This is a genomic window from Enterococcus phoeniculicola ATCC BAA-412, from assembly GCF_000407505.1.
GTDB classification, from domain to species: Bacteria; Bacillota; Bacilli; order Lactobacillales; family Enterococcaceae; genus Enterococcus_K; species Enterococcus_K phoeniculicola.
In genome coordinates, this window is record NZ_ASWE01000004.1 from 121,764 (window position 1) to 148,750 (window position 26,987).

23 protein-coding genes are annotated in these 26,987 nt (G+C 38.3%); 17 read left to right on the forward strand and 6 right to left on the reverse strand.

Features of this window, described 5'->3' with window-relative positions; genetic code table 11:
• The first annotated feature begins 45 nt into the window (after window positions 1–45).
• From I589_RS14550 to araA, 3 genes are read left to right on the forward strand one after another with little or no spacing between them, the layout of a single operon-like run.
• Window positions 46–1,650 carry a xylulokinase gene (locus I589_RS14550; RefSeq protein ID WP_010767058.1) on the forward strand — a complete coding sequence of 535 codons (1,605 nt, stop codon included), beginning with the start codon at window positions 46–48 and terminating at the stop codon, window positions 1,648–1,650.
• Between the two features lie 14 nt (window positions 1,651–1,664).
• Window positions 1,665–2,360: an L-ribulose-5-phosphate 4-epimerase gene (locus I589_RS14555; protein ID WP_010767059.1), complete on the forward strand. Its 696-nt coding sequence runs from the start codon at window positions 1,665–1,667 to the stop codon at window positions 2,358–2,360.
• 22 nt (window positions 2,361–2,382) lie between these two features.
• Complete coding sequence (gene araA, locus I589_RS14560) at window positions 2,383–3,807, forward strand: L-arabinose isomerase (protein WP_010767060.1); 1,425 nt, start codon at window positions 2,383–2,385, stop codon at window positions 3,805–3,807.
• A 178-nt stretch (window positions 3,808–3,985) separates the two neighbouring features.
• Here the strand turns inward: araA and I589_RS14565 are convergent, their stop codons facing one another.
• Window positions 3,986–4,822, reverse strand: coding sequence for an AraC family transcriptional regulator (locus I589_RS14565; protein ID WP_010767061.1), 837 nt, complete (start codon window positions 4,820–4,822; stop codon window positions 3,986–3,988).
• Between the two features lie 155 nt (window positions 4,823–4,977).
• Here I589_RS14565 and I589_RS14570 point away from each other — a divergent pair, with 155 nt between their 5' ends.
• Together I589_RS14570 and I589_RS14575 are read left to right on the forward strand one after the other, a co-directional pair.
• Window positions 4,978–6,720 carry an ABC transporter ATP-binding protein gene (locus tag I589_RS14570; protein WP_010767062.1) on the forward strand — a complete coding sequence of 581 codons (1,743 nt, stop codon included), beginning with the start codon at window positions 4,978–4,980 and terminating at the stop codon, window positions 6,718–6,720.
• The gene (locus tag I589_RS14575; protein ID WP_010767063.1) at window positions 6,721–8,505 is read left to right on the forward strand and encodes an ABC transporter ATP-binding protein; all 1,785 of its coding nucleotides are present in this window, start codon (window positions 6,721–6,723) and stop codon (window positions 8,503–8,505) included.
• Window positions 8,506–8,622: 117 nt separating this feature from the next.
• Here I589_RS14575 and I589_RS14580 read toward each other — a convergent pair whose 3' ends face one another.
• Genes I589_RS14580 through I589_RS14590 form a run of 3 tightly spaced genes read right to left on the reverse strand, consistent with a single transcriptional unit; the run spans window position 8,623 to window position 11,816 of the window.
• The gene (locus I589_RS14580; RefSeq protein WP_010767064.1) at window positions 8,623–9,447 is read right to left on the reverse strand and encodes a TPM domain-containing protein; all 825 of its coding nucleotides are present in this window, start codon (window positions 9,445–9,447) and stop codon (window positions 8,623–8,625) included.
• Window positions 9,444–10,565: a TFIIB-type zinc ribbon-containing protein gene (locus I589_RS14585; RefSeq protein WP_010767065.1), complete on the reverse strand. Its 1,122-nt coding sequence runs from the start codon at window positions 10,563–10,565 to the stop codon at window positions 9,444–9,446. Before I589_RS14585 ends, I589_RS14580 begins: the two co-directional genes overlap by 4 nt.
• Before the next feature lie 18 nt (window positions 10,566–10,583).
• Window positions 10,584–11,816, reverse strand: a complete 1,233-nt coding sequence (locus I589_RS14590; RefSeq protein ID WP_010767066.1) for an SPFH domain-containing protein — start codon at window positions 11,814–11,816, stop codon at window positions 10,584–10,586.
• 241 nt (window positions 11,817–12,057) lie between these two features.
• Here I589_RS14590 and dnaX point away from each other — a divergent pair, with 241 nt between their 5' ends.
• The 10 genes from dnaX (at window position 12,058) to dinB (ending at window position 20,391) form a co-directional block, all read left to right on the forward strand.
• On the forward strand, window positions 12,058–13,806 hold the full coding sequence (gene dnaX / locus I589_RS14595) for a DNA polymerase III subunit gamma/tau (RefSeq protein WP_010767067.1): 1,749 nt from the start codon (window positions 12,058–12,060) through the stop codon (window positions 13,804–13,806).
• 12 nt (window positions 13,807–13,818) lie between these two features.
• Window positions 13,819–14,133 (forward strand): YbaB/EbfC family nucleoid-associated protein, encoded by a 315-nt coding sequence (locus I589_RS14600; RefSeq protein WP_010767068.1) that lies wholly within the window; start codon window positions 13,819–13,821, stop codon window positions 14,131–14,133.
• 28 nt (window positions 14,134–14,161) lie between these two features.
• The gene (gene recR, locus I589_RS14605) at window positions 14,162–14,758 is read left to right on the forward strand and encodes a recombination mediator RecR (RefSeq protein ID WP_010767069.1); all 597 of its coding nucleotides are present in this window, start codon (window positions 14,162–14,164) and stop codon (window positions 14,756–14,758) included.
• A 68-nt stretch (window positions 14,759–14,826) separates the two neighbouring features.
• Window positions 14,827–15,471, forward strand: a complete 645-nt coding sequence (tmk, locus tag I589_RS14610; protein WP_010767070.1) for a dTMP kinase — start codon at window positions 14,827–14,829, stop codon at window positions 15,469–15,471.
• Between the two features lie 13 nt (window positions 15,472–15,484).
• On the forward strand, window positions 15,485–15,814 hold the full coding sequence (locus tag I589_RS14615) for a cyclic-di-AMP receptor (RefSeq protein ID WP_010767071.1): 330 nt from the start codon (window positions 15,485–15,487) through the stop codon (window positions 15,812–15,814).
• 10 nt (window positions 15,815–15,824) lie between these two features.
• Window positions 15,825–16,766 (forward strand): DNA polymerase III subunit delta', encoded by a 942-nt coding sequence (gene holB, locus I589_RS14620; protein WP_010767072.1) that lies wholly within the window; start codon window positions 15,825–15,827, stop codon window positions 16,764–16,766.
• A gap of 32 nt (window positions 16,767–16,798) precedes the next feature.
• Window positions 16,799–17,626, forward strand: a complete 828-nt coding sequence (locus I589_RS14625) for a PSP1 domain-containing protein (protein WP_010767073.1) — start codon at window positions 16,799–16,801, stop codon at window positions 17,624–17,626.
• Complete coding sequence (locus I589_RS14630) at window positions 17,619–17,966, forward strand: DNA replication initiation control protein YabA (RefSeq protein WP_010767074.1); 348 nt, start codon at window positions 17,619–17,621, stop codon at window positions 17,964–17,966. The genes I589_RS14625 and I589_RS14630 overlap by 8 nt, the downstream gene beginning before the upstream one ends.
• 258 nt (window positions 17,967–18,224) lie before the next feature.
• Entirely contained in the window at window positions 18,225–19,097 is an 873-nt protein-coding gene (rsmI, locus tag I589_RS14635) for a 16S rRNA (cytidine(1402)-2'-O)-methyltransferase (protein WP_010767075.1), read from the forward strand.
• A gap of 181 nt (window positions 19,098–19,278) precedes the next feature.
• Window positions 19,279–20,391 (forward strand): DNA polymerase IV, encoded by a 1,113-nt coding sequence (dinB, locus tag I589_RS14640; protein ID WP_034685477.1) that lies wholly within the window; start codon window positions 19,279–19,281, stop codon window positions 20,389–20,391.
• Between the two features lie 144 nt (window positions 20,392–20,535).
• Here the strand turns inward: dinB and nrdG are convergent, their stop codons facing one another.
• Both nrdG and nrdD read right to left on the reverse strand, forming a co-directional pair.
• Window positions 20,536–21,138 (reverse strand): anaerobic ribonucleoside-triphosphate reductase activating protein, encoded by a 603-nt coding sequence (gene nrdG, locus I589_RS14645; protein WP_010767077.1) that lies wholly within the window; start codon window positions 21,136–21,138, stop codon window positions 20,536–20,538.
• Between the two features lie 393 nt (window positions 21,139–21,531).
• Window positions 21,532–23,727 (reverse strand): anaerobic ribonucleoside-triphosphate reductase, encoded by a 2,196-nt coding sequence (nrdD, locus tag I589_RS14650; protein WP_010767078.1) that lies wholly within the window; start codon window positions 23,725–23,727, stop codon window positions 21,532–21,534.
• A gap of 323 nt (window positions 23,728–24,050) precedes the next feature.
• Between nrdD and I589_RS14655 the strand changes: the two genes are divergently transcribed.
• A complete protein-coding gene (locus I589_RS14655; protein WP_010767079.1) occupies window positions 24,051–24,818 on the forward strand; it encodes an ABC transporter ATP-binding protein in 768 nt (255 codons plus the stop codon).
• Window positions 24,808–26,859, forward strand: a complete 2,052-nt coding sequence (locus I589_RS14660; RefSeq protein WP_010767080.1) for an ABC transporter permease — start codon at window positions 24,808–24,810, stop codon at window positions 26,857–26,859. Before I589_RS14655 ends, I589_RS14660 begins: the two co-directional genes overlap by 11 nt.
• The last annotated feature ends 128 nt before the right edge of the window (window positions 26,860–26,987 follow it).

Here is a 26,987-nt window from a genome sequence, read left to right on the forward strand (position 1 = left end):
AGAATTTTTTGTTTTATATAGAGAAAAATTGAAGGAGGAACTGAATTGACGGATAAAGCACAGATAATTGAGGATATTCAAAACGGAAGAACGTCACTTGGGATTGAATTGGGCTCTACAAGAATCAAAGCTGTATTAATTGATTCAACTCATCAAACGATTGCTTCTGGAAGTTTTGAGTGGGAAAATCAGCTGATTGACAGTATTTGGACATATGCACTTGACGAGATATGGAAGGGTCTTCAAACAAGCTATCGAGAAATGGCAGCAGAAGTGTTTTCAAGCTATGGCCTTGTTCTGAAAAAAATTGGCTCTTTTGGCATTAGCGCTATGATGCATGGGTATATGGCATTTGACAAGGAGGGAAAACTCCTTGTTCCATTTCGGACATGGCGAAATGCGATAACTGAACAAGCAGAAAAAGAGTTAACAGAGCTATTTGAATTTAATATTCCTCAACGCTGGAGTATTGCCCATCTTTACCAAGCTATTTTAAATGAGGAAGCACATGTGCCGCAGATTGATTATTTAACTACGCTTGCAGGGTACATTCATTGGCAGTTAACAGGAAAAAAAGTTCTGGGTGTTGGTGATGCGTCTGGCATGTTTCCAATTGGTGAAGATGGAAGCACTTACGATGAGAAGATGCTTCAACAATTTACTCAAAAAATAGAAAAAAATCACTATCCATGGAAGATAGAGGCAATTTTACCTACCGTCTTATCTGCAGGGGAAGAGGCTGGGGTATTGACGGAAAAAGGAGCCAGGATGTTGGATCTTTCAGGCTCATTAGAAGCGGGAGCGATTGTTTGTCCACCTGAAGGCGATGCAGGAACAGGAATGGTAGCTACCAACAGCGTGGCAAAACGGACAGGAAATGTGTCTGCAGGAACTTCTGTGTTTGCGATGATTGTGTTGGAAAACCAATTAAAAGCGGTTCATCCGGAAATTGATTTGGTAACAACTCCTTCTGGGGAAGCTGTTGCGATGGTTCACGCCAATAACTGTTCCTCTGATATCAATGCATGGGTGAAGCTGTTTGCCGAATTTATGGAGGCAATGGGAATGAGTGTAGACATGAACCATTTATTTGAAACCTTATTTATCCAAGCACTAAAAGGTGAAGATGACGGTGGTGGCTTATTGTCTTTTGGGTATTACTCTGGAGAAAATATTACTGGACTAAAAGAAGGTCGGCCGTTGTTTGTCCGGACACCAGATAGCGATTTTACCTTGGCTAATTTTATGAGAACCCATTTATTTTCAGCACTTGGTGCATTGAAGATTGGCATGGATATTTTAGGTAAAGAGGAACAAGTCCAAATTGATAAGATTTTCGGACATGGCGGTTTATTCAAAACAAAAGAAGTGGGACAAAGAATCATGGCTGCTGCGATGAATTCACCAGTGTCCGTTATGGAAACGGCAGGAGAAGGAGGCGCGTGGGGAATTGCCTTGTTAGCAGAATATGCACGAGAAAAACAAGCAGGTCAAACGTTGTCAGATTATTTAAATGAAGTGGTCTTCCGTGGAGAAACAGGTGTGGAGATTGCCCCTGATGACAAGGATATTGCTGGATTTGAAACATTTATCAAACGTTATAAAAAAGGGTTGGCCATTGAACAGGCTGCGGTAGACTTTTTAAATTAAAGGAGGAACAGGCGATGTTAGAGCAATTGAAAGAAGAAGTATTTCAAGCGAATCTTGAACTTCCAAAACAAGGATTAATTAAATACACATGGGGAAATGTCAGCGGGATTGACCGAGAGCAAGGACTGTTTGTTATAAAGCCCAGTGGCGTAAGCTATGACAATATGAAGGCAAGTGATATGGTGGTTTGCGATTTACAAGGAAACGTAGTGGAAGGTAAATTGAATCCTTCTTCTGATACACCAACACATGCAGTTTTGTATCAAAGATTTTCTGAGATTGGAGGGATTGTGCATACACATTCTACATGGGCAACTGCTTGGGCACAATCGGGTTTAGATGTTCCTGCGATGGGTACGACTCATGCAGATACCTTTTATGGAACAGTTCCCTGCGCGCGATTTTTAACACAAGAAGAAATTGATAGAGGGTATGAAGCTGAAACTGGTGAGCTGATTGCTGAAACCTTTAAAGAACGAGAAATTGATCCGTTAGAAGTGCCAGGAGTTCTGTTACATGGGCATGGGCCGTTCACTTGGGGAAAAACTCCAAGTAGTGCAGTGATGAATGCGGTCGTTTTAGATGAAGTCTGCAAGACGAATTTTGTTGCACGACAACTAAATTCCTATGCAGAAGAATTACCACAGCGAGTTTTAGATAAACACTATTTAAGAAAACATGGAAAAGATGCATATTACGGTCAAAACTAATAGTTTACGAGGAGAGATAGAAATGTTAAATACAGCAAAAAAAGAATTTTGGTTTGTAGTAGGTTCTCAGCACCTATACGGAGAAGAAGCACTGCAAGAAGTGAAAAATCATGCAGAAAAATTGGTAGAAAGCTTAAATAATAGTAAGAGCTTACCTTACCCAATTGTCTTGCAAGAGCTGGCAGTTACACCAGATACCATTACAAAAATTATGAAAGAAGTTAATTATCGTGAAGAAGTAGCAGGCGTTATCACATGGATGCATACCTTTTCTCCAGCGAAAATGTGGATTCGTGGCACGAAGCTTCTACAAAAGCCACTCCTTCATTTAGCAACACAATACAACGAAAGTATTCCTTGGAAAACAATTGATATGGATTTCATGAATTTGAATCAGTCGGCTCATGGTGACCGTGAATATGGATTTATCAATGCTCGCTTAAACAAACAAAACAAAATTGTTGTGGGCTACTGGGAGCGTCCGGAAGTTCAAAAGCAGATTGCAGATTGGATGGATGTAGCAGTTGCTTATAATGAAAGCTTTGAGATTAAAGTTGCTCGCTTTGGTGATAACATGCGAAATGTCGCTGTAACCGAAGGGGATAAAGTAGAGGCACAAATTCAATTTGGCTGGACGGTCGATTATTTTGGCATTGGGGATCTGGTAACAGTAATTGATGCAGTAAGTGATGAAGAAGTAGAACAAACATTTGCTATCTATAAGGAGCTTTATGATTTTGATTATGGAAGCTACGACCAAAAAACATGGGAAGATCATGTGAAGGTGCAAGCAAAACAAGAAATTGGTTTACGTCGATTCTTAGAAGCGGGTGGCTACTCTGCTTTTTCAACAAACTTTGAAGATTTGTACGGCATGCAGCAGTTACCGGGGCTTGCGGTTCAGCGCTTGATGGCAGAAGGCTATGGATTTGCTGGTGAGGGGGATTGGAAGACTGCGGCGATTGATCGTTTACTTAAAATCATGTCTCACAATAAAGAGACAGGGTTTATGGAGGATTATACGTATGAATTGGCGGCTGGAAAAGAAGCCATCTTACAATCACATATGATGGAGGTAGATCCCACGTTAGCTCAAACAAAACCGAGAGTCGTGGTTTCACCGTTATCTATGGGGGATAGAGAAGATCCAGCTCGTTTAGTTTTTGATGGGAAAGCAGGCGAGGGTGTCGTGGTTTCCATGGCTGATTTTGGCACACACTATAAGCTTTTAGTCAATGAAGTGTCATGCTTTGAACCAACAGAAGAAGCGCCAAACTTGCCAGTTGCACGTGTTCTTTGGGAAGTGAAGCCAAATTTCCACGACGGCGTACAAGCATGGATAGAAGCAGGTGGGGGTCATCATACAGTGGTGTCCTTAGCTCTAACTACAGACCAAGTGCTTACCTGGGCAAAATTAGTAGGACTAGAAGTAGCGTTGATTAAATAGCCTTCTATTCTATGGAAGAAATAGTCAGAAAAAAAGGATGCTAGAATTGGCGCTTCTGGTTCTTGCCAGCTCTTAAGCTTGGGAACAAAAGAAGTTTCTCCCCGAATATCAAACGAAGCCTATCAGCGAAATTATTCGCTGGTAGGCTATTTTTTCAATAGGTAAACTGAGCCATTCATTACACCAGTGACTTTTTCTCAATTTGAGAAGGAGAGACTCCATAATATTTTTTAAACAATTTGCTGAAATGATAAGCGTCCTGATAGCCAACTGCTTGTGCAACATCTCGAATGGTTAGCTGATCGTTTTGCAGGAGTTCTTTTGCATGCTTTAATCGCACTTGAATTAGATAATTAATTGGGCTGACACCGGTTGCCTCTTTGAATATTTTAGACAGGTGTGTCGGACTTACATAAAGAAGCTCCGCTAGCTGTTCTAATGTAATCTCTTGGTTATGATGATTTTCGAGATAATAGATGGCGTGATTAACAATGTTTTGCTTTCTTTTTGCTGTTTTTGAGAGCTCTAAGGTAACGGTACTTCCTTGCTCTTTTTCTAAACTTCTAAGAATTAATACAAGCATTTCAATAATCAAAGCTTTAACCATTAGTTGAAATTCGGGTTTTTCTTCATTATATTCTCTGGTTAACCGCCAAGCTTTATCTAAAAACTCACATTGATATTCACCTAAATCAAGGAGAGCCTTTTTATTAGGAAAATGGTTTCTCGTAAGACCATCTAATGAAATATTAGATAAACCAATATGCAGCTGATGTGAGTAGGTATTCTCTGGCTGGCGTTCTCCGTGTTTTACACCAGGATTAAAGAGCATAATGCGACCTGCCCCAATATGGATTTCATCTTCTTCGATAGTGTATTTCACTTCTCCTTCCAGAACAATACTGATTTCTAAAAAGTCATGGTGATGAATATTTCCAACGTTTCCGGATTGATTCCACGGGTCGAAAGCGTAAATAATTTCTGGATTAAATATTTGTGCATTTGTATAGCCCATAATCGTAAGCCCTTTCTTGTTATCTAGTAATATTGTACATCAAAACGAGTAAGAATAACCATTTCTTTTCCATTAAATTGACGGTAAGCTAGTACACGATTTGATAAATAATCATTTAGGAAATTTATGTTTTTTTATTGTAGGAGGGATGAGCAATGAGTAATTATCAATGGATTTGGCAATACGCAAAAAAATATTCAAGTAAAGCGATTTTAGCCATTATTTTCTTAGTAGTAAATGCGATTTTGATTGTTATTAATCCATTAATTACAGGGGAGATTGTTGACAAAGTAATTGATGGCAATCAACCAGGCCTTTTGGTTCCATTTTTGGCATTAATGATAGGGATTACATTATTTCGAACGATTATTCGGTACCTCTACCAAATGCTGTTTGAACGAATAGGTCAAAATACGCTCTATGAGCTGCGTCAGGACATGTATAAAAAGCTGCAAGAGCTGGATTTTGACTTCTTTAACCACACACGTGTAGGGGATATCATGGCACGAATGACTGGAGACACGGATGCGATTCGTCATTTCGTTTCATGGGTTGTCTACAATATTTTAGAGTGTGTTTTATGGTTTGTTACAGCTGTTGTGGTCATGGCAACAATTAACTGGCAGCTGATGCTTGCATTAGTGGCAGTCACACCGTTTATTTTTATTTTAACACAACGTATGTCAAAAGAAGCACATCCGGTCTTTTTTGAAATTCGTGAAAGTTTTTCCCGATTAAACTCAATGGTAGAAGAAAATATTGGAGGAAATCGGGTAGTGAAGGCATTTGCTCGTGAAGAATTTGAAATCGAAAAATTTAATGAGCATAACGAGGACTATAAGAAGAGAAATATGGAATCTGCAAAAATTTCAAGAAAGTATCTTCCTTGGTTGGATGGATTGGCAGGAAGTCTGAATTTAATAGCTTTAATTTTAGGCGGACTGTTTGTCATTCAAGGAAAGATGACCTTGGGCGATCTAATTGCATTCAATGGTTTTTTATGGATGTTAAACCAACCGATGAGAATGAGTGGCTGGTTAATTAATGACGTTCAACGTTTTTCGGCTGCTTGTATTAAGATTCGTCAAATGTTGAATACAGAGCCGCAAATTCCAGTGGTTTTAAAAGAACATGAAGATAAAGTGAAAGGCTTTGTTGAATTCAAACACGTGTCTTTCCACTTTTCAGATGATCCGCATACTCAAGTATTAAAAGATGTTTCATTTAAAATCAGTCCGGGGCAAACGATTGGTATTTTAGGGGAAACAGGCTCAGGAAAGACGACCCTTGTCAACTTGGTAGGACGATTCTATGATCCAACTCAGGGGGAAGTATTAATTGATGGGAAAAATGTGAAGGACTATCCCGTACGTCAACTGCGGGAAAATATTTCAATGGTTATGCAGGATGTTTTCTTATTTTCGAATACCATCGAGGATAACATTGCCTTTGGAAATCCGTTTGCTGATGAAAGTTATGTGCAGCGAATGGCACAAATTGCGGATGCTCATGAATTTATTTCTCGTATGCCAGAGGGCTATGCAACGATTGTTGGTGAGCGAGGCGTAGGTTTGTCAGGTGGACAAAAACAACGGATTTCGCTTGCCCGTGCATTAACAAAAGATCCATCTATCTTAATTTTAGACGATACAACCTCAGCTGTGGACATGGAAACAGAATCAAAAATTCAACGTGAGTTAACGGCATTAACAGAGGCGAAAACAACATTCATTATTGCCCATAGAATTTCTTCTGTGCGAGAAGCAGATTTAATTCTGATGATGGAAAAAGGGCAGGTAGTTGAACAAGGAACCCATAAAGAATTAGTAGAGAAAAAAGGGTTGTACTATGAAGTGTACCAGAAGCAACTAGGTCTTGAAAATGGGGAGGTGAACTAGATGGCACGTAATAAATTTGACGTAGATGAGGAATTGGAGCAGGAGTTTAACTGGTCTCATTACAAACGATTGGCGCAATATGTTAAACCCTACAAATCGCCTATATTAAAAGCGTTGTTTGTCATAATTTTGGCAAACGTAGCAGGAATGTTAGGCCCTTATTTTACAAAAATTGCAATTGATGAGGTTATTCCCCAAGGAAACCTTACGTTACTTATGCAGCTGAGCGTGTTTTTCTTGATTTCACTGCTTGTGATTGGCTGGTGTATGAGATACCGTATTTACGCAATTACTGAAATTGGTCAAGACATCCTAAAAGATATGCGCTATTCAATTTTTGAACATCTGCAACGCTTGCCATTTTCTTATTTTGACAATCGTCCGCACGGGAAAATTTTGATTCGCGTCGTAAACTATATCAATACGCTAAGCGATTTGTTGAGTAATGGTCTAATCAATCTGATTTCAGATATCTTTAATGTGATTATCACGTTAGTTTTTATGTTCTTTATTGACGTGAAACTAACATTGTATAGTTTATTGCTGTTACCTATATTGTTTGTGATGGTGATGGTCATTAAAAACAAGCAACGAAAAGCATATCAGGTGCTAAGTAATAAGCAGTCCAACTTGAATGCCTATATTCATGAAAGTATCTCTGGAATTAAGATTACTCAATCTTTTGCTCGAGAGGAAGAAAATTATCAGATTTTTAATGAAGTGAGTGAAGAATACCGAACCTCTTGGATGAAGGCTGTCAAAGTTCAATTTCTTTTGTGGCCGGGAGTTCAAAATATTTCAGTGATGACTACCTGTTTGATTTATTTCGTTGGGATTCGCCAGCTGGGTGTGGATGTAACCACAGGGACTTTGATTGCCTTTATTGGCTATATTAATAATTTCTGGAATCCAGTAATCAACATTGGTAATTTCTATAATTCATTAATTACAGCGACGGCTTATCTGGAACGTATTTTTGAAACGATGGATGAAGTACCAGACATTCAAGATGAACCAGATGCACAGATATTGCCTTCTATTAAAGGGACGGTTGATTTTGAGCATGTTACTTTCAGATATGAAGAAGGTAAGAATATTCTAAATGACGTGAGTTTCCACATTAGCCAGGGACAAAGTATCGCCTTGGTTGGTCCTACAGGGGCAGGAAAAACAACTATTATCAACTTGCTCAGCCGTTTTTATGATGTAAATGAGGGAAGTGTAAAAGTAGACGGATTTGATGTTCGAGAAGTAACCCTTTCATCGTTGAGAACGCAAATGGGTGTGATGCTTCAAGATACCTTCGTTTTTTCTGGAACGATTTTAGATAATATTCGCTATGGAAAATTGGATGCCACAGAAGAAGAGGTCATTGAAGCTGCAAAAGTAGTTCGTGCTCATGAGTTTATTAAGGATTTAAAAGACGGCTATCACACAGTGGTAGAGGAACGAGGAAGTACCCTTTCTGCAGGACAACGTCAACTTATTTCCTTTGCCCGTGCATTACTAGCTGATCCCAAGATCTTGATTTTAGATGAAGCTACATCAAGTATAGACACCAAAACAGAGGAATTACTACAAGAAGGATTACAACAGCTTCTTAAAGGAAGAACCTCCTTTATCATTGCTCACAGACTATCAACAATCAAAAATAGTTCACAAATCTTCTACGTGGAGGGTGGACGTATTGCTGAGGCAGGGACACATGATGAGTTAATGGCGCAAAGAGGACTATATCATCACTTGTATCAGTCACAGTACGACTTACTTCAAGTGACAGACTAGTTTGTAAAAGCCAAGCTTATTTGAAAAGAATGAAGCGACCGCCCAAAGTTAGACTACTAACTTTGGGCGGTCGCTATGTTTATAGCAAAGTAATTTATCCATTTCAAGGTATTTTGGTTAGAAGCTTCGCCCGCCTCCGCCAAATGTTCCTCCGCCAGAGGAATGAGTGGTGCTTCCGCCACCACCGCCTCCGCCATTATTACTAGGCTTAGGAATTCTTCTGGTAGTGACAAAAGAGTTAATTAATTTATCCTCTCGATCAGTTAATTGTAAAGAGGACTTTTCCTTGTAAGGGTATTTATAGGTCCCAAATTTCAACTGATATTTCAGTTTCATCAGAACGAAAAATACTCCACTGAGGATGAGAGCTGCAACAAGAGCAATGATTGCTTCTAGGATGGTTAGTGTTTTATAACGAGTAATTTTTCCAGTGTCTCGGTCAACTCGATAATGTCCCCCAGGAACCCCTTTATCAACAAAGGTCGATAAGTTGGAGAAATAGATTTCAGCCGCATTAAAATAGCTGGCACTGCGCATATCCTCTTGAATGTCATCTAACATAGAATTTTTTCTGGAATCCGTCACATAGTCAATCATATTTCCTGAAGTTGAGACATAAAGATCACGATTCCCCATATCAAGTAGAAGAACTGAGCCGTTTTCATCTGGCCCTATCGCTTTGAGCAGATACTGATCAGAAAATTTTTCCGGGCTTTGAATATACTCCGTTGTAGTAACAATAAACGTCCGTCCTTTGATTTTTTCGTCTATCTTGGCAGCTTCTTGTTGAAGTGTTTGAATTTGTTCTTCTGAGAAAAGACCTGCCCGGTCATCTATTGTAACTGTCTCGGCAAATCCAGTAGAACAACCAAAGAAAAGAAGGAGGAAAAGACCAGCTAAGAAGAGTGGAAACACTCTAGCGTTCGCAGTCATTTTTCTCATATAAAGTAACCTCCTAACATAAATAAGAGAGTTAAAAGTGTAAATAGTCCAGCAGTTGCAAGCCCCAATCTTTTATAGCTCATTGGAAGGACGCCGCTAACTTTCCCTGTTTGTCCATTCATTGCGTAATAATAGATTTTGTCAGATTGACGACTACCGCGGTAGGTAACCAGCCAAACAGGAAGGAGAACATAGTGATTTTTTTCCTCATTGATAGAAATATTTGTATTAACACTTGTTAAAGTGGTGTAGCCTGTAGCCGTTTCTTTCAACAAATTTTCAGAGTAGGAATGAATTTCTTTTTCTACAGTATCACGGATGGCTAGATATTCGATATCTCTTTTTTCTGCTTGGAAGCCCGCTAAATATTGGCTTTTAAAATCAATGGCTTTGTCTAAAGGAAACGGCTGAACTTGCTCCACCATTTTTTGCTGAGTGTTTTTTGATAAGGCGTTTTTAATCAACTCTTTAAAGGAAAGTACTCCTTTACGGAATACTTGAAACTGTTTTGTTTCAGTGTATTCAATATCGCCTACACGCCATATACGAACAGCGGTAGCATTTGCGGATAATTGTCCTGATACATCTGCATCCACTGTCCAGTATGGAAAATAGACACCGGTCAGTTTGTCAATTTGACTCTTATCAAAAAAGTCCTTTGGAATAAACCATTTTTTCTTTGTCCATGACAAAAATTTTTCAACTGCTTCTTCTTTTTCTACAGCAAAAGGGAGAACCTTTTCTGGCAGGAACTCTCCGCTTAAACGACCAGACAGAACTACCGGATTATGGCAATAATAACAATAAGTTGCCGCAGTCGTCGCGTCGGTTACAATCTCAGCACCACAGCTTGGACAGGTAAAGAGCTCCATTGTTGCATGCTCTTTTTGACCTGTCGCGTTTTCAAATGACTCCTCAGCTGTTTTTGCACCTGCTTCTGTCATTTCAGGCTGAGACGTGTCACCGACAGCAGTTGCTGCACGTTGCTTTTCTTCATATTCACTCACTTCTTCTTCCGTGAATATACTTAAACAGAAGTCACAATGAAATTTCTGATCTTTTGGATCAAAGGTTAATGGGCCGCCGCAATTTGGGCATTTGTGTGTAAGAACATCCATTTTCATTGTTTCCTTTCCCTAGTCAAGAGGCACGCCAACAAAAGGTTTGCCACAATGAGGACAGAATTTTGGAATCCCGCTTCCTAAATCAACTATTTCATGACACTCATTACATTTCATTTGAAGACCAGAAGATACCACAGGTTTTGGCGTGCCACAGTTTGTACAGAATTTCCCTGTGTTTTCAGTGCCGCATTGACTGCATGTCCATGTGTCAGGAGTAGAAGAAGCGTTTTGCTGTGCTTGTTGTGTTTGCTGTGCTTGTTGATTATTTTGAGATGCTTGAGTTAAGTAAGAACCATTTGCATTCATGCCCATGCCCATCCCCATAAATCCAGTCATGGCACCAGCATCATTTTTTCCAGCAGCTTCCATTCCGCGGGCAATAGAGCCTTGTACATACCCTTCGCGAACGCCAGGATCGCCAAGCATTGCCCCTTCATTTCTCATATTGATAAGCTTCATGGAATCGTCAGTATAAGAAATGCTAGCGACTGCTACAGAGAGAATTTCCATTCCTCGCAGTTCTCTCCAGCTGTCATCAAGGACATCAGACATGTATTTGCTTAACTCCATACTCTTTGATGAAACATGTGAAATCCGTTGTCCATCTGCAGACATCTGATTGATGGCCGATTGAAGGGCCGTCAAAAATTCAGCTAAATATTGTTCATTAATATCATCTAACTCTACCTGCGTTTTATTTTTTGGAATCGCATTTGTATAAAATAAAATAGGATCAACGATAGAGATAGAATAATTTCCATGTGCACGCAAGAATAACTCAGCATTGTAAAAATTATCAAAGTAGTTTAATGGAGATTGTGTGCCAAATTTGATTCCTTTAATTTCTTGGAGATTGATATAAAATACTTGTTGTTTTTGAGGAGTGACCCCTCCAAATTTAAAACGAGAGAACGTTTCAGAAACAGCGTCTTTTAATGATCCGTTAAACATAGAAGGCGCTAACTCATTTTTCACAGTGTAGTACCCTTCTTCAGCCGTATAATCAATGATTTTTCCGCCATCGACTAAAAGCATCATCATATTTGGATAGACGTGAACAACAGATCCATCCGTAATTACATCATCTGTTCCTTTGCGATTTGAGCCGCGTCGGTCGTCTCGGCGAACCTTAACTCCTTTTGTCATAACGGTTGTATCGCTCATATTATCTGGTTCAATGACTTCAATCCACTGATCCGCTAATCCGCCACCAATGGCACTTGTTGCTGCTTTAATAATTCCCATGAAAGTTCCTCCTAAAATCATTTTTAATGTTAGTCACATTATAGCACACCAAAATCATTTGCTGATAGGTCGCAAGACTGACAAATGGAAAAGATTTTAGGAAAAACTGAGAAAAAAAGGAAAGAAATTTGAAACTTAAAGAAAGTATCTTTTTTTTGAGGAATCCCTACATGTTGTGGTTTTTTTTTCATAAATCACGTATAATGTGTACTAGTGAAATTTTTTTAGGAAGGGGTCCATTATGGCTTATCAAGCACTCTATCGTGTCTGGCGTTCGCAACGATTTGATGATGTTGTGGGACAAAAGGCAATTACCCAAACACTCAAAAACGCGATTACACAAAAAAAGACCTCCCATGCATACTTGTTTACAGGACCAAGAGGAACAGGAAAAACAAGTGCTGCCAAAATTTTTGCAAAAGCGATTAATTGCCCCAATAGTAAAGATGGGGAACCTTGTAATGAATGTGAGATGTGTCAGTCCATTACAGCAGGTAGCCAAGAAGATGTGATTGAAATTGATGCGGCAAGTAACAATGGGGTAGAAGAAATCCGATTTATTCGTGATCGAGCAAATTATGCTCCTACCAAAGCTGCCTACAAGGTCTATATCATAGATGAAGTCCACATGCTTTCAACAGGGGCGTTCAATGCCTTGCTGAAAACGTTAGAAGAACCAAAAGAACATGTGATTTTCATCTTAGCAACAACAGAGCCACATAAAATTCCATTAACGATTATTTCGAGAACACAACGGTTTGATTTTAAACGAATTAATGCTCAAGACATTGTCGACCATCTGACCCATATTCTTAAGGAAATTGATATTTCTTATGAAGAACAAGCACTGTACATTATTGCACGAGCTGCTGAGGGCGGGATGCGAGATGCATTAAGTATTCTCGATCAGGCAATCTCGTTTAGTGATGGAACTATCACGACACAAAATGCGATGCAGGTGACAGGAAGCTTAACTTTTGAGATGATGGACCAGTACATTGGTGCATGTGTGAATAAGGAAGTTCAACAGGCGTTGACTTACTTAGAACAAATTCTTTCTGAAGGAAAAGAAGCACGTCGTTTTTTAGAGGATTTACTTTTGTATTGTAGAGACTTATTGATGTACCAACAAGCACCACAGCTTCTTTCGGAAAAATCCGGGCACTTGACAGAGGCATTTAAAGAATTATCTGCAACTGTGACACCAGAAGCTATCTATTATATGATTCAGATTCTAAGTGAGACACAAAATGAGGTTCGTTTTACCAATAATGCAACAATCTATTTAGAAGTAGCTACGGTCAAATTAGCAACACCTCAAACGGGTGCTGTTCAAGCAATTCCCAGTGGAAATAGTGCGCCTCAGCCGGTTGATTCAGCTGCCGTACAGCAACTTCAGGCACAGGTATTTGCACTTCAAAAAGAATTACAGAGCTTAAAACAATCAAAAAATGCAGGTGCAGCTGAACAATCTGCCGCACCAAAAGCAAAACAAAAAACATCAAAAGCAAGTTTCCGTGTACCCACTGAGCGTGTGTTTCAGGTTTTATCTGAGGCAACAAAACCAGATTTGCTGAATCTTAAAAACGTGTGGGATGATGTGTTAATGGCCATGTCGGTTACCCAGCGAGCAATGCTGAAATCAAGTGAGCCGGTTGCTGCGGGTCCTAACAGCTTGGTCATCGCGTTTGAGTATGAGATTGTTTGTCAAAAAGCGACAGGAGACGAGGAGCTTACTTTAACACTAAGCAATACGATTAGCAGAATGATTGCAAATTATTCTCCAAATCCGGTGTATATTACGCGAGAAAGCTGGCCGGAAATCAGGCGTTCCTACGTCAGTCAGAATAGACACGCAGACAAACCAAATGAAACATTTGTTACACCAGAAGATGAGGCACCAGAAGACCAGCTCCCACAAGAAGATGTGGCGGTAGAAAAAGCAAAAGAAATTTTTGGTGCCGAATTAATTACAATTATAGATGACTAGGAGTGAAGAATTATGATGCGAGGCATGGGAAATATGCAAGGCATGATGAAACAAGTACAAAAGATGCAAAAAGAAATGGTAAAAGCACAAGAAACGTTAAATGAAAAAGAATTTATCGGAGAAGCGACAAACCAGCTGGTAAAGGCTGTGTTTACCGGTGATAGAAAAATGAAGGATATTCAAATTAATCCTGAGATTATTGATCCAGAAGATAGTGATATGCTTCAAGATTTTGTGATTATGGCGGTCAATGACGCGCTAGAAAAAATCGAAAAAGAAACAGAACAAACCATGGGTAAATATACAAAAGGAATGCCTGGATTTTAAGAATAACCAAACGTAAGGAGAAACGCCCATGCAATACCCAGAACCGATTGCTAAGTTGATTGATAGTTATATGAAATTGCCTGGAATTGGGCAAAAAACTGCTACAAGACTCGCCTTTTATACTATTGATATGAAAGATGAGGTGGTCAATGAATTTGCCAAATCTTTATTAAGTGTCAAACGAGATTTACACTTTTGTAGTATTTGTGGAAACATTACTGAAGAAGATCCTTGTGAAATTTGTCAAGATACCACTAGAGATAGAAGTATGATTTTAGTGGTCGAGGAACCAAAAGATGTGATGGCAATGGAAAAAATGCGCGAATTTCACGGATTGTATCATGTCTTGCATGGGGTGCTTTCTCCTATGGAAGGGACAGGTCCTGAAGATATAAACATTGCGCCTTTGATTCAGCGGTTGCACAATGATGAGGTAAAAGAAGTGATTATCGCAACAAATGCAACAACTGAAGGTGAAGCCACGGCTATGTATCTGTCTCGTTTAATCAAACCAGCAGGGATTAAAGTCACGCGATTAGCGCATGGACTGTCTGTTGGAAGCGACATTGAATATGCAGATGAAGTGACATTATTAAAGGCGGTTGAAGGTCGCCGAGAGTTATGAGTTTTCAATTGAATAAGTTTTCCAGTACAATAGAAGAGTATTGGATAGGATAAATGGAGGCAAAAAACGTGAACGGATTATTTATCACGGTTGAAGGACCAGATGGTGCAGGAAAAACGAGTGTAATCGAAGAGCTGTATCCTCGATTACAAGCATTGACGAACCAACCAATTATTAAAACAAGAGAACCTGGCGGTATTGCCATCGCTGAAAAAATTCGACACGTCATTTTAGACCCTAAGAATGATGCAATGGATGAACGAACGGAAGCATTACTTTATGCGGCTGCTCGTCGTCAACACTTAGTGGAGAAAGTCTTTCCTGCGTTAAGTGAGGGGAAAATTGTGTTATGTGATCGTTTTGTAGACAGCTCACTTGCATACCAAGGGGCAGGACGTCGTATTGGTGTCGCTGCGATTGCTGAGATGAATGAGTTTGCAACGGAAGGCTTAACCCCAAATTTCACTTTGTATTTAGATATTGATTCTGATACAGGGCTACGCCGTATTGCTCAACATCGTTCGCACCAAATGGATCGACTTGACTCAGAAGGATTAGAGTTTCACCAGAGAGTAAGACATGCCTATCTAAAACTAGCCGAAGAAAATCCGACACGTATTACCAAAATCGATGCACGTCAAGGTTTGCTAGATGTAATAGAAGATTGTTATCAAGCAGTTGTCAGCCGTTATCCAGAAAAATTTAATCAATAGGAGGATGAAAAGTATGAAAATTGTTTTAGCTATTGTTCAAGATAAGGATAGTAACCGTTTAGCCAATGAATTTATTGATTCAAACATTCGTGCAACAAAATTATCGTCAACAGGTGGCTTTCTAAAAGCCGGGAATAGTACATTTATTATTGGGGTTGACGATGATCGTGTAGAAGAAACACTTGAGTTAATCAAGAAAACTTGTCAGTCAAGAAAACAATATGTTTCAACACCTGTAACGTTAGATATTTCGATGGACGGACAAGTTCCTTATCCAGTTGAAGTTGAAGTTGGTGGAGCAACAGTGTTTGTTCTTCCAGTTGAAGGATTCCATCAATATTAAGGAGAACATCATGGAAGAGACACAATTTTTAGAGGAAAATCAACCGATTGTGTTTACACAACTTCAAAAAAGTTTTGAGCATGGGCGTCTTGCCCATGCTTATCTTTTTGAAGGTGAGGCAGGCACAGGAAAACATGAGGCAAGTATTTGGTTAGCCAAGCACTTATTTTGTACCAATTTACAGGCGCAAAAGCCTTGCAATCAGTGTAACAACTGTCAGCGAATCCAGCGAAATGAGCACCCCGATGTTCAGGTTATTGAGCCTGATGGTCAAACAATCAAAGTAGACCAGATTAGAAATCTCCAATCTGAATTTTCAACAAGCGGATTTGAAACAAAACAAAAAGTCTTTATTATTAAAGATTCCGATAAAATGAATAGCAGTGCGGCAAATAGCTTACTAAAATTTTTAGAAGAGCCTGTAGGAATGTTTCTCGCTATTTTAGAGACAGATTCTGTTGGACGAATCTTACCTACCATTCAATCACGCTGTCAAATCTTACATTTTCAACCACTCTCAAAAGAATTATTACAAAAGAAATTAGTCGAAAATGGGATTGGTGAACAGAGTGCAAAACTTTTATCTTCATTAACAAATAGTTTCGATAAAGCAGTTGAAATCTCTCAAAATGAATGGTTTAATGAAGCTAGGGAATCTGTACAACAGTGGTTTAATTATCTGAAAGAAAAAGATCCTCAAGCATTTATTTATGTACAGAAAAAACTAATAAAAGTTTTTAAAGAAAAAGGACAGCAAGCAGAGTCTTTTGCGATGCTTTTATTTTTCTATCAGAGTTTGCTAGTAGAAAAAACGTCTGGCGGAGTACTCAAAGATATTTCTGAGGTTAATCGCGTATTGGAGTTAATTTTACAGGCAGAACAAAAATTAAGTACGAATGTTTCTTTTCAGAGTACAGCCGAGCAATTGGCATTGAGAATTATCTATAGATAGATTCACTAATGAATGGATGAAGGAGGATGAAAATGGTAGAAGTGGTAGGAGTCCGTTATCGTGAAGCAGGACATATCTATTATTTTACTCCTGGGAAATCAGAATATGCTTACAATGATAAAGTTCTTGTTGAATCACAACAGGCAAAGCAAATCGCAACTGTTGCGATTCCAAAAAAAGAAATTCAACCTGAAGATTTACCAGATGAGCTAAAACCTATTTTACACAAAGCGTCTGCACAGGAGCTAAACAAAGAAGCACAAAACATTGCAGATGCCAAGGATGCATTTAAGATTGCAAAAGAGAAGATTCGTCTTCATGAGTTAGAAATGAAGTTAATTCGAGCAGAATATACATTTGATCGCAGTAAAATGATTTTTTATTTCACAGCAGATGGGCGTGTTGATTTTCGTGAGCTAGTAAAAGATTTAGCTGGAATTTTCCGTACACGAATTGAACTACGTCAAATTGGTGTGCGTGATGAAGCGAAAATTTTAGGTGGGATTGGTCCTTGTGGGCGTCAGCTATGTTGTTCCACTTTTTTAGGAGACTTTATTCCAGTTTCTATAAAGATGGCAAAAGATCAAGGATTATCGTTGAATCCAGCGAAAATTTCAGGTTTGTGTGGTCGTTTAATGTGTTGTTTAAAATATGAAAATGATGAATACGAACAAGCTAAAAAAGAGCTTCCTGACTATGGAAAAGAAATTGCGACTCCTGATGGAAAAGGTCGGGTAGTAGGGTTAAACCTATTAAGTCGAGTAATTAAAGTCCGTTTAGCAGGAAAAGAAACTCCTATTGAATATGATTATGAAGAGTTGAAAGAAGCGATGGCTGAAGTGGGTGAGATTCATGGATAAGCGTTCCCTTTATGATGGCTTGAACCAATTAGAAGCAGAGTTACGCAAGACGTTAACGGAGCTTATGGAGATGAAAGAGGGTCTCCATGAAATTGTTGAAAAAAATACTACGCTAGAGATGGAAAACCAGCGCTTACGTGAACATCTAAGAGAACTAAATCAGGTGGCAGAAGCTCCTTCTGAAAAGATTAAACAGGCGCTGTCAAAATCACGTATGAATTTGGAAAAAATCTATGAAGAAGGATTCCATGTCTGTTACGATTTGTATGGTTCACGTCGTGAGAATGATGAACCTTGTGCATTTTGTCTTGAAGTCATTTATCGAGAAAGTATTAAATAAATTTGTTGATAAGAACAAGTAAGGACAGAGTGGTTAGAACAGAAGTATTTAGCTCCGAAAATAGTAGGAGTTACTTATCTTCCGACATTTATTAAGATTTAAGGAAGTCAGGACAGAACTTTTGGAGTTGTGTTCCGGCTTCTTATTGTTGTAAATTAGAATAAGCATGCTCGATGGTCTACCGTACTTACCAGTTAGAGGTAAGTCTTTCTAGTCCGTTTTGTGGATAACTTCTAAAAAAATGAAAGGATTTCCTACATGAACAAACAAAAAAGTTTTAAAGGTACAAAAGAAACAGGTACTTTATATCTTGTTCCAACACCTATTGGAAATTTAGAAGATATGACATTTCGTGCGGTGAAAACATTGAAATCAGTGGATTTAATTGCAAGTGAAGATACTAGAAACACTCAAAAATTATTAAATCATTTTGATATACAAGTGACACAAAAAAGTCTTCATGAATATAATTATAAAGAACGTGTTCCACAGCTTGTGGAACAATTACTACTTGGTGAGTCAATTGCACAAGTAAGTGATGCAGGAATGCCATCGATCAGTGATCCAGGTCATGAGCTTGTTTTGGCTTGTATCGAAAAAAAAATTCCAGTAGTTTCCTTACCAGGTCCTACTGCAGGTATGACTGCACTCATTGCTTCTGGTTTGTTGCCACAGCCCTTTTTATTCTATGGCTTTTTACCGAGAAAGAAAAAAGAGCAGACTTCTTCTTTGGCGGACTTAAAGCAACAAGACTGCACACTTATTTTTTATGAGTCGCCATACCGAGTCGCCGCGACATTAAAGAATATGCAAGAGGTGTTTGGTGGACAAAGAAATGCGGTGATTTGTCGTGAGCTGACAAAAATTCATGAAGAATACCTTAGAGGAACGATAGATGAACTAATTATGTATCTGGAAGAAGCTGAACTAAAAGGCGAATGCTGTTTACTCGTCTCTGGAAATGATGGAAGCGAAAGTAAAGATAGTGTACCTGAAGGAAGCTTAAAAGAGCAAGTTGAGCAAAAAATTCAAAAAGGACTTTCTTCAAAGGCGGCAATTAAGGAAGTAGCTGTTGAGAACGGTATAAAAAAACAAGAAGTCTATCGTTTGTACCATGGGTTAGAAGAATAAGAAACGGAGAAGAGGAAGCTTTACTTTAGAGAGCTTCTTTTTTTTCGATTTGATTTATTTTTAAACGAAATGATTGTATGGGAACGGATGTTTGTACTATAATAGAGGAGAGTGAGCATAGTCGTTTGGTAGATAGAAACGATTTATTAACGAAAAAAAGAAGGTGAAGTCAGTGGCAGAGATGCGTTTTCCATTAAAAAATGATACCTCAAGGAAAATTATTCATATTGATATGGATGCGTTCTTTGCGGCAGTGGAGGAGCGAGATCATCCAGAGCTTGTAGGGCACCCCTTAGTTATTGCTAGACATCCAAGCGATACGGGAGGCAGAGGCGTTGTTACAACGGCTAATTACATTGCTAGGCAGTATGGTATCCATTCTGCGATGAGTGCGCAAAAAGCGTTTGAATTGTGTCCTCATGCGATTTTCAAACCCGGAAATCATGAAAAATATAGTAAAATATCGAAGGAAATACGAGAAATTTTTCATCGGTATACTGATATGATTGAACCGATGTCAATTGATGAGGCTTATCTAGATGTTACTGAAAATAAAGTGGACTCAAAATCAGCTATTAAGATTGCCCGAATGATTCAACGAGATATTTGGCAAGAGCTGCACCTTACTTGTTCTGCAGGAATCAGCTACAATAAATTTATAGCAAAGCTTGCCTCAGATTACCAAAAACCCAAGGGGATGACAGTCGTTATGCCAGAAGATGCAGTACGATTTTTAACGGCGTTACCTATTGAAAAGTTTCATGGAGTAGGGAAAAAGACGGTCCCTAAAATGAATGAGATGGGGATTTTCACTGGAGCAGATTTGTATGAACAAAGTGAAATGGATTTGATTCAGCATTTTGGTAAAATGGGTTACTCTTTGTATCGAAAGGTCCGAGGAATTCATGATTCTCCGGTTAGTGTCACGAGAGACAGAAAATCAGTTGGCCGAGAGCATACTTATGGCAACCCCTTACTAACAGAAGATGAGGTTTTCACTCAGCTTAGACAGCTATCTGAAAAAGTAGAGGATTCTTTGAGACGTGTTCAAAAACATGGGAAAACAGTCGTTCTTAAAGTAAGATATACTGATTATACAACAATTACAAAACGGGTAACACTTCCTGAATATGTCTATAAAAAAGAAGTGCTTTTTCATGAAGCAAGTTTAATTTGGGAAGAGATACTAGGAATTGAGAAAGGAATTCGATTATTAGGAGTCACCGTAACCAACCTTGATCCAATGTCATATGAAAATATTGTCTTACCTTTGTGGGAAAAAGAAAGGAAATAAAAAATTGTACGTTGTTTTAGAGTGCTGTGATAGATGATAAAAAAATAGACGAAAGATGAGCTGGCAAAGACCGTCATCTCGTCTATTTTTTTATCAAATAAATGAAAAAAGCAACTGCTAACTAAGGACAATGTAACTTAGTTATTAGATAAAGTCAGATTTTTTGATTTGTTCAAAGCTTTGCTCTCCATCATGACATTTATCCCATAGCACCACTTCTTTTTGTGCAAAAGATTTTTTTACATCAATAATTCGTTGGTTGCTGCTTCCTCTAAACTGAAGCTTTAGGTCACGTTTTGAAAGCTCAAATCGTCCATCAACTAAAATATCAATTTTACTTAGTAATTCCAGCTTATCTTCGGAATCAAGCAATAATTCGTCGAAGGTATAGCCAGACCATGACCAAATATCTTTTTGTTCGCCAAAGGTAGCACGTACACGATTCACTACTTGCAGGCAAACCTCTGTATTCAAAAAGGGTTCTCCTCCTAAAAGGGTCAATCCTTGTACATAATCATGAGATAAATCTTCGATAATTTGGTCTTCCAGCTCTTTCGTGAAGGGTTTTCCATAACGGAAATTTTGAACGGCTTTATTAAAGCAGCCTTCACAAGCAAATAGGCAGCCACTCACATATAAACTATTTCTCACACCTTCGCCATCTACAAAATTGAAGGCTTTGTAGTCAGCTATATAGTTTTGACTGTATTCTTTTGCTAGCCATTCTTTGGGTTGGGGATTATTCATAGGGAAAACTTCTTTCTTTAACAATATAGTAAAAATAAATATTCTAGGCATAAAAAAATAGCGCTAGAATAATCAGCGTTAGTCCACTTTTTAAAGAAGACAGGGGAGAGAATATAAGAATCTGGAGAGTGGACATAACTATCTAAGTTATAGTACACCCTCGTAGAATCTTAATAAAGGGTTGGAACAAAAGGAACGTATCGCTCTCAACAATCTCTATAAGCGGGACGGAGAATCGAAGGTCTCCACTGCGTTTGTTTCTCAACAACTTCTATGCATGAAACCTGCTAAAACTGAAGGTTTCGGAGACCCGTTGAAAGTGTGTTTCTCCTTCCTCCGGTATTGATGAAAGAAATAGTTAATAGCCTTGTCCAAAGAACTTAGCTTTCTAAATTATTCTTTCATATGTTTTACACGTGAAGAAATTTCTTTATGACGACCATGAACCATTGGGCGTGCTTGAGGGTTTCCTAAGTAGCCGCAAGTCCGTTTCACTACATCACAAGTTTTAGGGTCTCTGTTGCCACATTCTGGACACTCAAATCCACGTTCTGTAGGAGTAAAGTCACCTTCAAATCCACAAGCATAGCAATGATCAATCGGTGTGTTTGTTCCTAGGTAGCCAATTTTATCGTAAGCATAGTCCCAAACTGCTTCAAGTGCTTTCGGGTTTTGTTGAAGAACTGGGTATTCACAATAGTGAATAAAACCACCGGAACAGTAGGCAGGATAGTCTTTTTCAAAATCCAGTTTTTCAAATGGTGTAGGATTCTTACGAACATCATAGTGGAAGCTGTTTGTATAATATTCCTTGTCCGTAATATCTTTTACCAGTCCAAATTTTTCTGTATCTAATCGGCAAAAACGATCCGTTAAGCTTTCGCTTGGTGTAGAGTACACACTAAAGTGATATCCATATTCATCTCCCCAAGCATCTGCATGGGCTTTTAATGATTTTAAGATACTGATGGTGAATTCTTTTGCTTCAGGATTTCCTTCCCATTCTCCGCCAAAGAATGAAGACGCGACTTCATAAAGTCCAATATAGCCAAGAGAGACAGTTGCGCGACGATTTTTAAATAACTCATTAACGGATTCTTTTCGATCTAAACGTTTCCCAAACGCGCCGTACATGTAAAGAATCGGTGCATTTGCAGGTGAGGCTTCTTTACAACGATCAACACGATAAACAAGGGCATCCTTCATAATACCTAGACGTTCTTCAAGTAAAGACCAGAATTTATCCATATCACCATTTGCTTCAAGCGCAATACGAGGTAAATTTAATGTAACTACACCCAGATTCATACGCCCCACATTGATCTCTTCCCCATGTTCATCTTTCCAACCTTGTAAGAAGGAACGACATCCCATAGGTACTTTGAAGCTGCCAGTCAATTCAACAATCTTATCGTAGTTTAGAATATCTGGATACATCCGTTTGGTTGCACATTCAAGCGCTAGCTCTTTAATTTCGTAGTTAGGATCTGTTTTATCCATGTTAATACCACGTTTTAATGTGAAAATTAGTTTAGGAAAAATAGCTGTTCTGTGCTCACTGCCCAAGCCATTGATTCGGATTTGTAAAATTGCTCGTTGAATTTCGCGCTCAAACCAGCTTGTACCAAGACCAAAACCAAGAGAAGTAAACGGCGTTTGTCCATTTGAAGTGAATAGGGTATTAATTTCATATTCCAAGCTTTGCATTGCATCAAAAATATCTTTTTTCGTTTTTGATTTCGCATATTCTTCACGTCGTTCAGGCGTTTCAATCCATTCTTGAGCATCTTTTAAATGTTTTTGGTAATTTAATTCTGCAAAAGGTGCAAGTAGTTCATCTGTACGGTCTGCAGAACAACCGCCATATTGACTAGAGGCAACATTTGCGATAATTTGAGAAATTTGAGCAGTAGCCGTTTGAATCGATTTTGGTGATTCAACCTCTGCATTTCCAATTTTAAATCCTTTTGTCAGCATCCCTTTAAAGTCAATCAAACAGCAGTTCGTCATAGGAGTATAAGGATGGTAATCTAAATCATGATAGTGAATATCACCTTTTTGATGAGCATTTGCAACATGAGGGGGAAGCATTTTTAATCCGATTGATTTTCCAACAATTCCAGCAGTTAAATCACGTTGGGTGTTAAACACATCACTATCCTTATTTGCATTTTCATTCACAACAGATTGATCTTTATTAATTAGCTTTCCAATCGTAAAGTTAATATCTGTTGATTTGCTTCGTTCAAAATCTCGGCGAGTGCGGTAATTGATATACTCTTCTGCAAGTTTGTATTCATTTTTTTCTAGTAAGATATGCTCAACTACGTTTTGAATTTCATAAATTTTTATATTCTGTTTAAATCGTTCAACAATTTCCTGATCAACACGTTCTACGATGTCTTGAATTCGTTCATGGGCAAGAGGAGTTAGTCCATTATTTAGCTTATGTTCCGCTTTTAACAGCGCATCATAAATTTTTTGGTCATCAAAATCAACTAGGCGACCATCACGTTTGATAATCTTCATACTTGATAAACGTGTTTCTTCCGTTGATCTTTGTGCACTTGTATCTTTAATTTCCATCATTTGTATCCACTCCTAAAATTTCATTCATTCATATCATAAAACAATTCTCTCTAACTATCAACAATATATAGTGTTTTTTTAGATATTATTTTTATTATGAACACTATATATAGTGTTTCTAGGGTATGAAAATAATTGAAAGCTTATGGCTGTCGGATTTGTGAAGGGTTTCGTAAACTGTCTGAAAAATTAATTTTTTTTCAGAAAAATTCAAGGAACAGATAAAAAAAATCGAAATGTGCTACTATTAAAAAAATGGCTCTATCAAAGGAGAATGATTCCTTTTTTAGTACCTATCTAAACTAGAGGGAGGGACGTTACAGATGAAAACGATGATTGACGTGAAACATCTGAGTAAAACCTACGGAAATAAAGGAAATCACGCTAAGGTGTTGGATAACCTTTCTTTTAAAGTAGATGAAGGAGAGTTTGTCGGTATTATGGGACCTAGTGGCGCAGGGAAAACGACGCTTTTGAATATTTTAGCAACCATTAGCTTGCCTACTATAGGAAGTATACAGATTGACGGACAAGAAATCACACGGATGAAGGAAGGTCAGCTAAATGATTTTCGCCGAAAAGAGCTTGGGTTTATTTTTCAGGAGTTTAACTTATTAGATACGTTAAGCAACCGAGACAACATAATCCTTCCATTAGCTGTCAATCGGGTACCTGTAGAAGAAATTCATCAGCGAATTCAAAAAGTATGTGAAATTTTGAATATTGAATCAACACTAGATAAATACCCTGATGAGATTTCAGTAGGTCAGCGTCAAAGGATTGCTGCAGCTAGAGCACTAGTGGTAAATCCCAGCGTAATCTTTGCAGATGAGCCCACAGGTTCTCTGGATTCAAAAGCTGCAACTGAGCTGCTGCATTATCTAACAGATATTAATTTACAAGAAGATACAACGATTGTCATGGTGACACATGATCCCTATACAGCAAGCTTTTGTAATCGGATTTTATTCATTAAAGATGGCGTGATTTTTTCTGAGGTTGTCCGTAGAGGCTCACGTCAGGAGTTTTTCAATAAAGTGATTGATATGCAGGCAACGATTGGTGGAGGAGGCAAACTGAATGCTCTATAGACTAGCCAGTCGTAGTTTTATGCAGCAGCTTCGGATTTATTTTGGTTACTTTTTAAGTATGTCTATTGCTGTGATGATTTATTACTCATTTAGTGCAATGACCTATGACCAACCCTTATTAAGACGGGCAAGTCAAGATGTGCGAATTGAGAATTTCTTAAGCATGGGGAGTATCATGGTCATTTTAGTGATTCTCTTTTTTATGGTAAGTGCCAATCGTTTTTTTGTAAATAAACGATACAAAGAAGTTGGGCTGTATCGGTTGTTTGGAATGAGTAAGCTACGAATTTCTCTTCTTTTCTTTTGGGAAACAATGGTTTTAGGCAGCATTTCTTTAGTTGTCGGAATCTTTTTTGGTATCGTATTTTCAAAGCTGTTTTCAATGATTTTGGTAAAGGCAATGGATTTGTCAGTGGGCAGCGACTTTTTTATTTCTTGGCCGTCCATCTGGAATACGATTGTGGTATTTTTCTTTATCTTACTTTTAGTCTCAGTCAGAAGTACTTTGATGATTTTCCAGTATCAGTTGGGTAGTTTTTTTAAACAAAAAAATAGTGCGTTGGCAAAAAAAATGCGTGTGAGAGGATGGACTTTTCTTTTTGGATTTCTCGGAATTGCGATGCTTTTGACAGGGTATGGGCTTGCTTTGTTTATCGGGAATCTCTTGCCTAAGATTGTGTTAGCGACAGACCATTATGGCTGGATTGTCTCATTTCCATTACTCATTTTCTTTTTGTGTGTTGTCGGAACGTATTTATTTTTCGGTCAAACAATGAAAGTCATTTATTATTTAATTGGAAAATGGCGCGATTATGTATACCGAGACTTGAATATCCTTTCTTTAGGAAATGCGAAGGTCCATCTTGCAAAAAGTTGGCGGACGATGTCATGGGTAGCAATAATTTTAGGTATCTCATTAGCTTCTATAGGTGGAACAGCTTTTTTAGTTTCTGTTGCTATGAAGACCGTGCAAGTTGATAACCCAGCCTCATTTCAAGTACGAGAAGAAGATGTCTCAACCCTTAAAGAAGTTTTAGCAGAAAATGATGCAGACATTCTTTCAGAAGTATCACTCACGTATAAAGTGGTTGGTGCAGAAATTAAAACTGCTATTGAAAATGAAACAAATACAGTCATGACTCTTTCCAATCTAATTTCTGAAAAAGATTACGAATCCTTTAAAAAAATTTATCCTGAGCTTCCTGAAATTTCATTACTAGATGAAAAGCACGTGGTGATTTTAGATAGTTTACAAACGATAATGAAAGGGTTTGATCGATATGAATCGGATATTTTATTTTCGGGAAATATCGCGACTACTTTCCAAAAGAGACTGCCGGATTATTTAGGAGATTCGCTTCTTCGCTATATGGGACTGTCTGGTGTGACATTTGTTGTTTCTGATGAGGTTTTTAAAGAGACAAAAGGGATGGATTACCGAATTGTTTCAATTAATGTTTCTGCAAAAAACGAAGAAGCATTGACACAAGGAGTTAATGAAGTGCTGGAACAATCATGGGGGAATGAAATTATTTCTAGCTACCATATTACAGAGTCGGGAATAGAAGGAGAAGTCAGATTCTCAACAAATGAAGATGCAAATGCAAATGAATCTAGTTATCTCCGTTTAAACTTAAGCAGTCGATACCCTAATGTGCGTGCAGCAAGAAGACAGATGGGAATTCTAATTTATGTGGCTGTTTTTATTGGAATGATTAGTATGATTGCAACAGGTTGTATTCTCATGCTACGTCAGTTTTCAGAGGCAGAATCAGAAAAAGAAAATTATAAGCTGCTAAAAAAGATGGGAATTCCTCGAAAGCAGTTAAATCGGTTGATTTATCAGAAAAATGCAGGTGTCTTTTTTCCGCCAATGATTCTAGGGATGATGCACGCCTACTTTGCCATCTATGTATTTAGTGAGTTTGCAGCAGAAGCTAGTTATTGGTTAGCTTATCTATTTTGTGTCTTATTAATGGTGGTTTATGGCTTCTTTTATCTGTTGACGATTTTGATGTATGGAAAGATTTTGGAAAAATAAACCATGGATGACTACAACGGATGTTTAAGCAGCAAACTTTTTTTAAGAGTGTCAAAAAATAGGTATAAGAAGCGGCGTTTACTTTGCTGCTAAAATAAAAAGAAGAAGGCGGGACATAACTAATGAAG

Coding starts and splice junctions, on each gene's coding strand:
- I589_RS14555 (WP_010767059.1), top strand. CDS start 1,665: ATGTTAGAGCAATTGAAAGAAGAAGTATTTCAAGCGAATCTTGAACTT.
- araA (WP_010767060.1), top strand. CDS start 2,383: ATGTTAAATACAGCAAAAAAAGAATTTTGGTTTGTAGTAGGTTCTCAG.
- I589_RS14565 (WP_010767061.1), bottom strand. CDS start 4,822: ATGGGCTATACAAATGCACAAATATTTAATCCAGAAATTATTTACGCT.
- I589_RS14570 (WP_010767062.1), top strand. CDS start 4,978: ATGAGTAATTATCAATGGATTTGGCAATACGCAAAAAAATATTCAAGT.
- I589_RS14575 (WP_010767063.1), top strand. CDS start 6,721: ATGGCACGTAATAAATTTGACGTAGATGAGGAATTGGAGCAGGAGTTT.
- I589_RS14580 (WP_010767064.1), bottom strand. CDS start 9,447: ATGAGAAAAATGACTGCGAACGCTAGAGTGTTTCCACTCTTCTTAGCT.
- I589_RS14585 (WP_010767065.1), bottom strand. CDS start 10,565: ATGGATGTTCTTACACACAAATGCCCAAATTGCGGCGGCCCATTAACC.
- I589_RS14590 (WP_010767066.1), bottom strand. CDS start 11,816: ATGGGAATTATTAAAGCAGCAACAAGTGCCATTGGTGGCGGATTAGCG.
- dnaX (WP_010767067.1), top strand. CDS start 12,058: ATGGCTTATCAAGCACTCTATCGTGTCTGGCGTTCGCAACGATTTGAT.
- I589_RS14600 (WP_010767068.1), top strand. CDS start 13,819: ATGATGCGAGGCATGGGAAATATGCAAGGCATGATGAAACAAGTACAA.
- recR (WP_010767069.1), top strand. CDS start 14,162: ATGCAATACCCAGAACCGATTGCTAAGTTGATTGATAGTTATATGAAA.
- I589_RS14615 (WP_010767071.1), top strand. CDS start 15,485: ATGAAAATTGTTTTAGCTATTGTTCAAGATAAGGATAGTAACCGTTTA.
- holB (WP_010767072.1), top strand. CDS start 15,825: ATGGAAGAGACACAATTTTTAGAGGAAAATCAACCGATTGTGTTTACA.
- I589_RS14625 (WP_010767073.1), top strand. CDS start 16,799: ATGGTAGAAGTGGTAGGAGTCCGTTATCGTGAAGCAGGACATATCTAT.
- I589_RS14630 (WP_010767074.1), top strand. CDS start 17,619: ATGGATAAGCGTTCCCTTTATGATGGCTTGAACCAATTAGAAGCAGAG.
- rsmI (WP_010767075.1), top strand. CDS start 18,225: ATGAACAAACAAAAAAGTTTTAAAGGTACAAAAGAAACAGGTACTTTA.
- dinB (WP_034685477.1), top strand. CDS start 19,279: ATGCGTTTTCCATTAAAAAATGATACCTCAAGGAAAATTATTCATATT.
- nrdG (WP_010767077.1), bottom strand. CDS start 21,138: ATGAATAATCCCCAACCCAAAGAATGGCTAGCAAAAGAATACAGTCAA.
- nrdD (WP_010767078.1), bottom strand. CDS start 23,727: ATGATGGAAATTAAAGATACAAGTGCACAAAGATCAACGGAAGAAACA.
- I589_RS14655 (WP_010767079.1), top strand. CDS start 24,051: ATGAAAACGATGATTGACGTGAAACATCTGAGTAAAACCTACGGAAAT.
- I589_RS14660 (WP_010767080.1), top strand. CDS start 24,808: ATGCTCTATAGACTAGCCAGTCGTAGTTTTATGCAGCAGCTTCGGATT.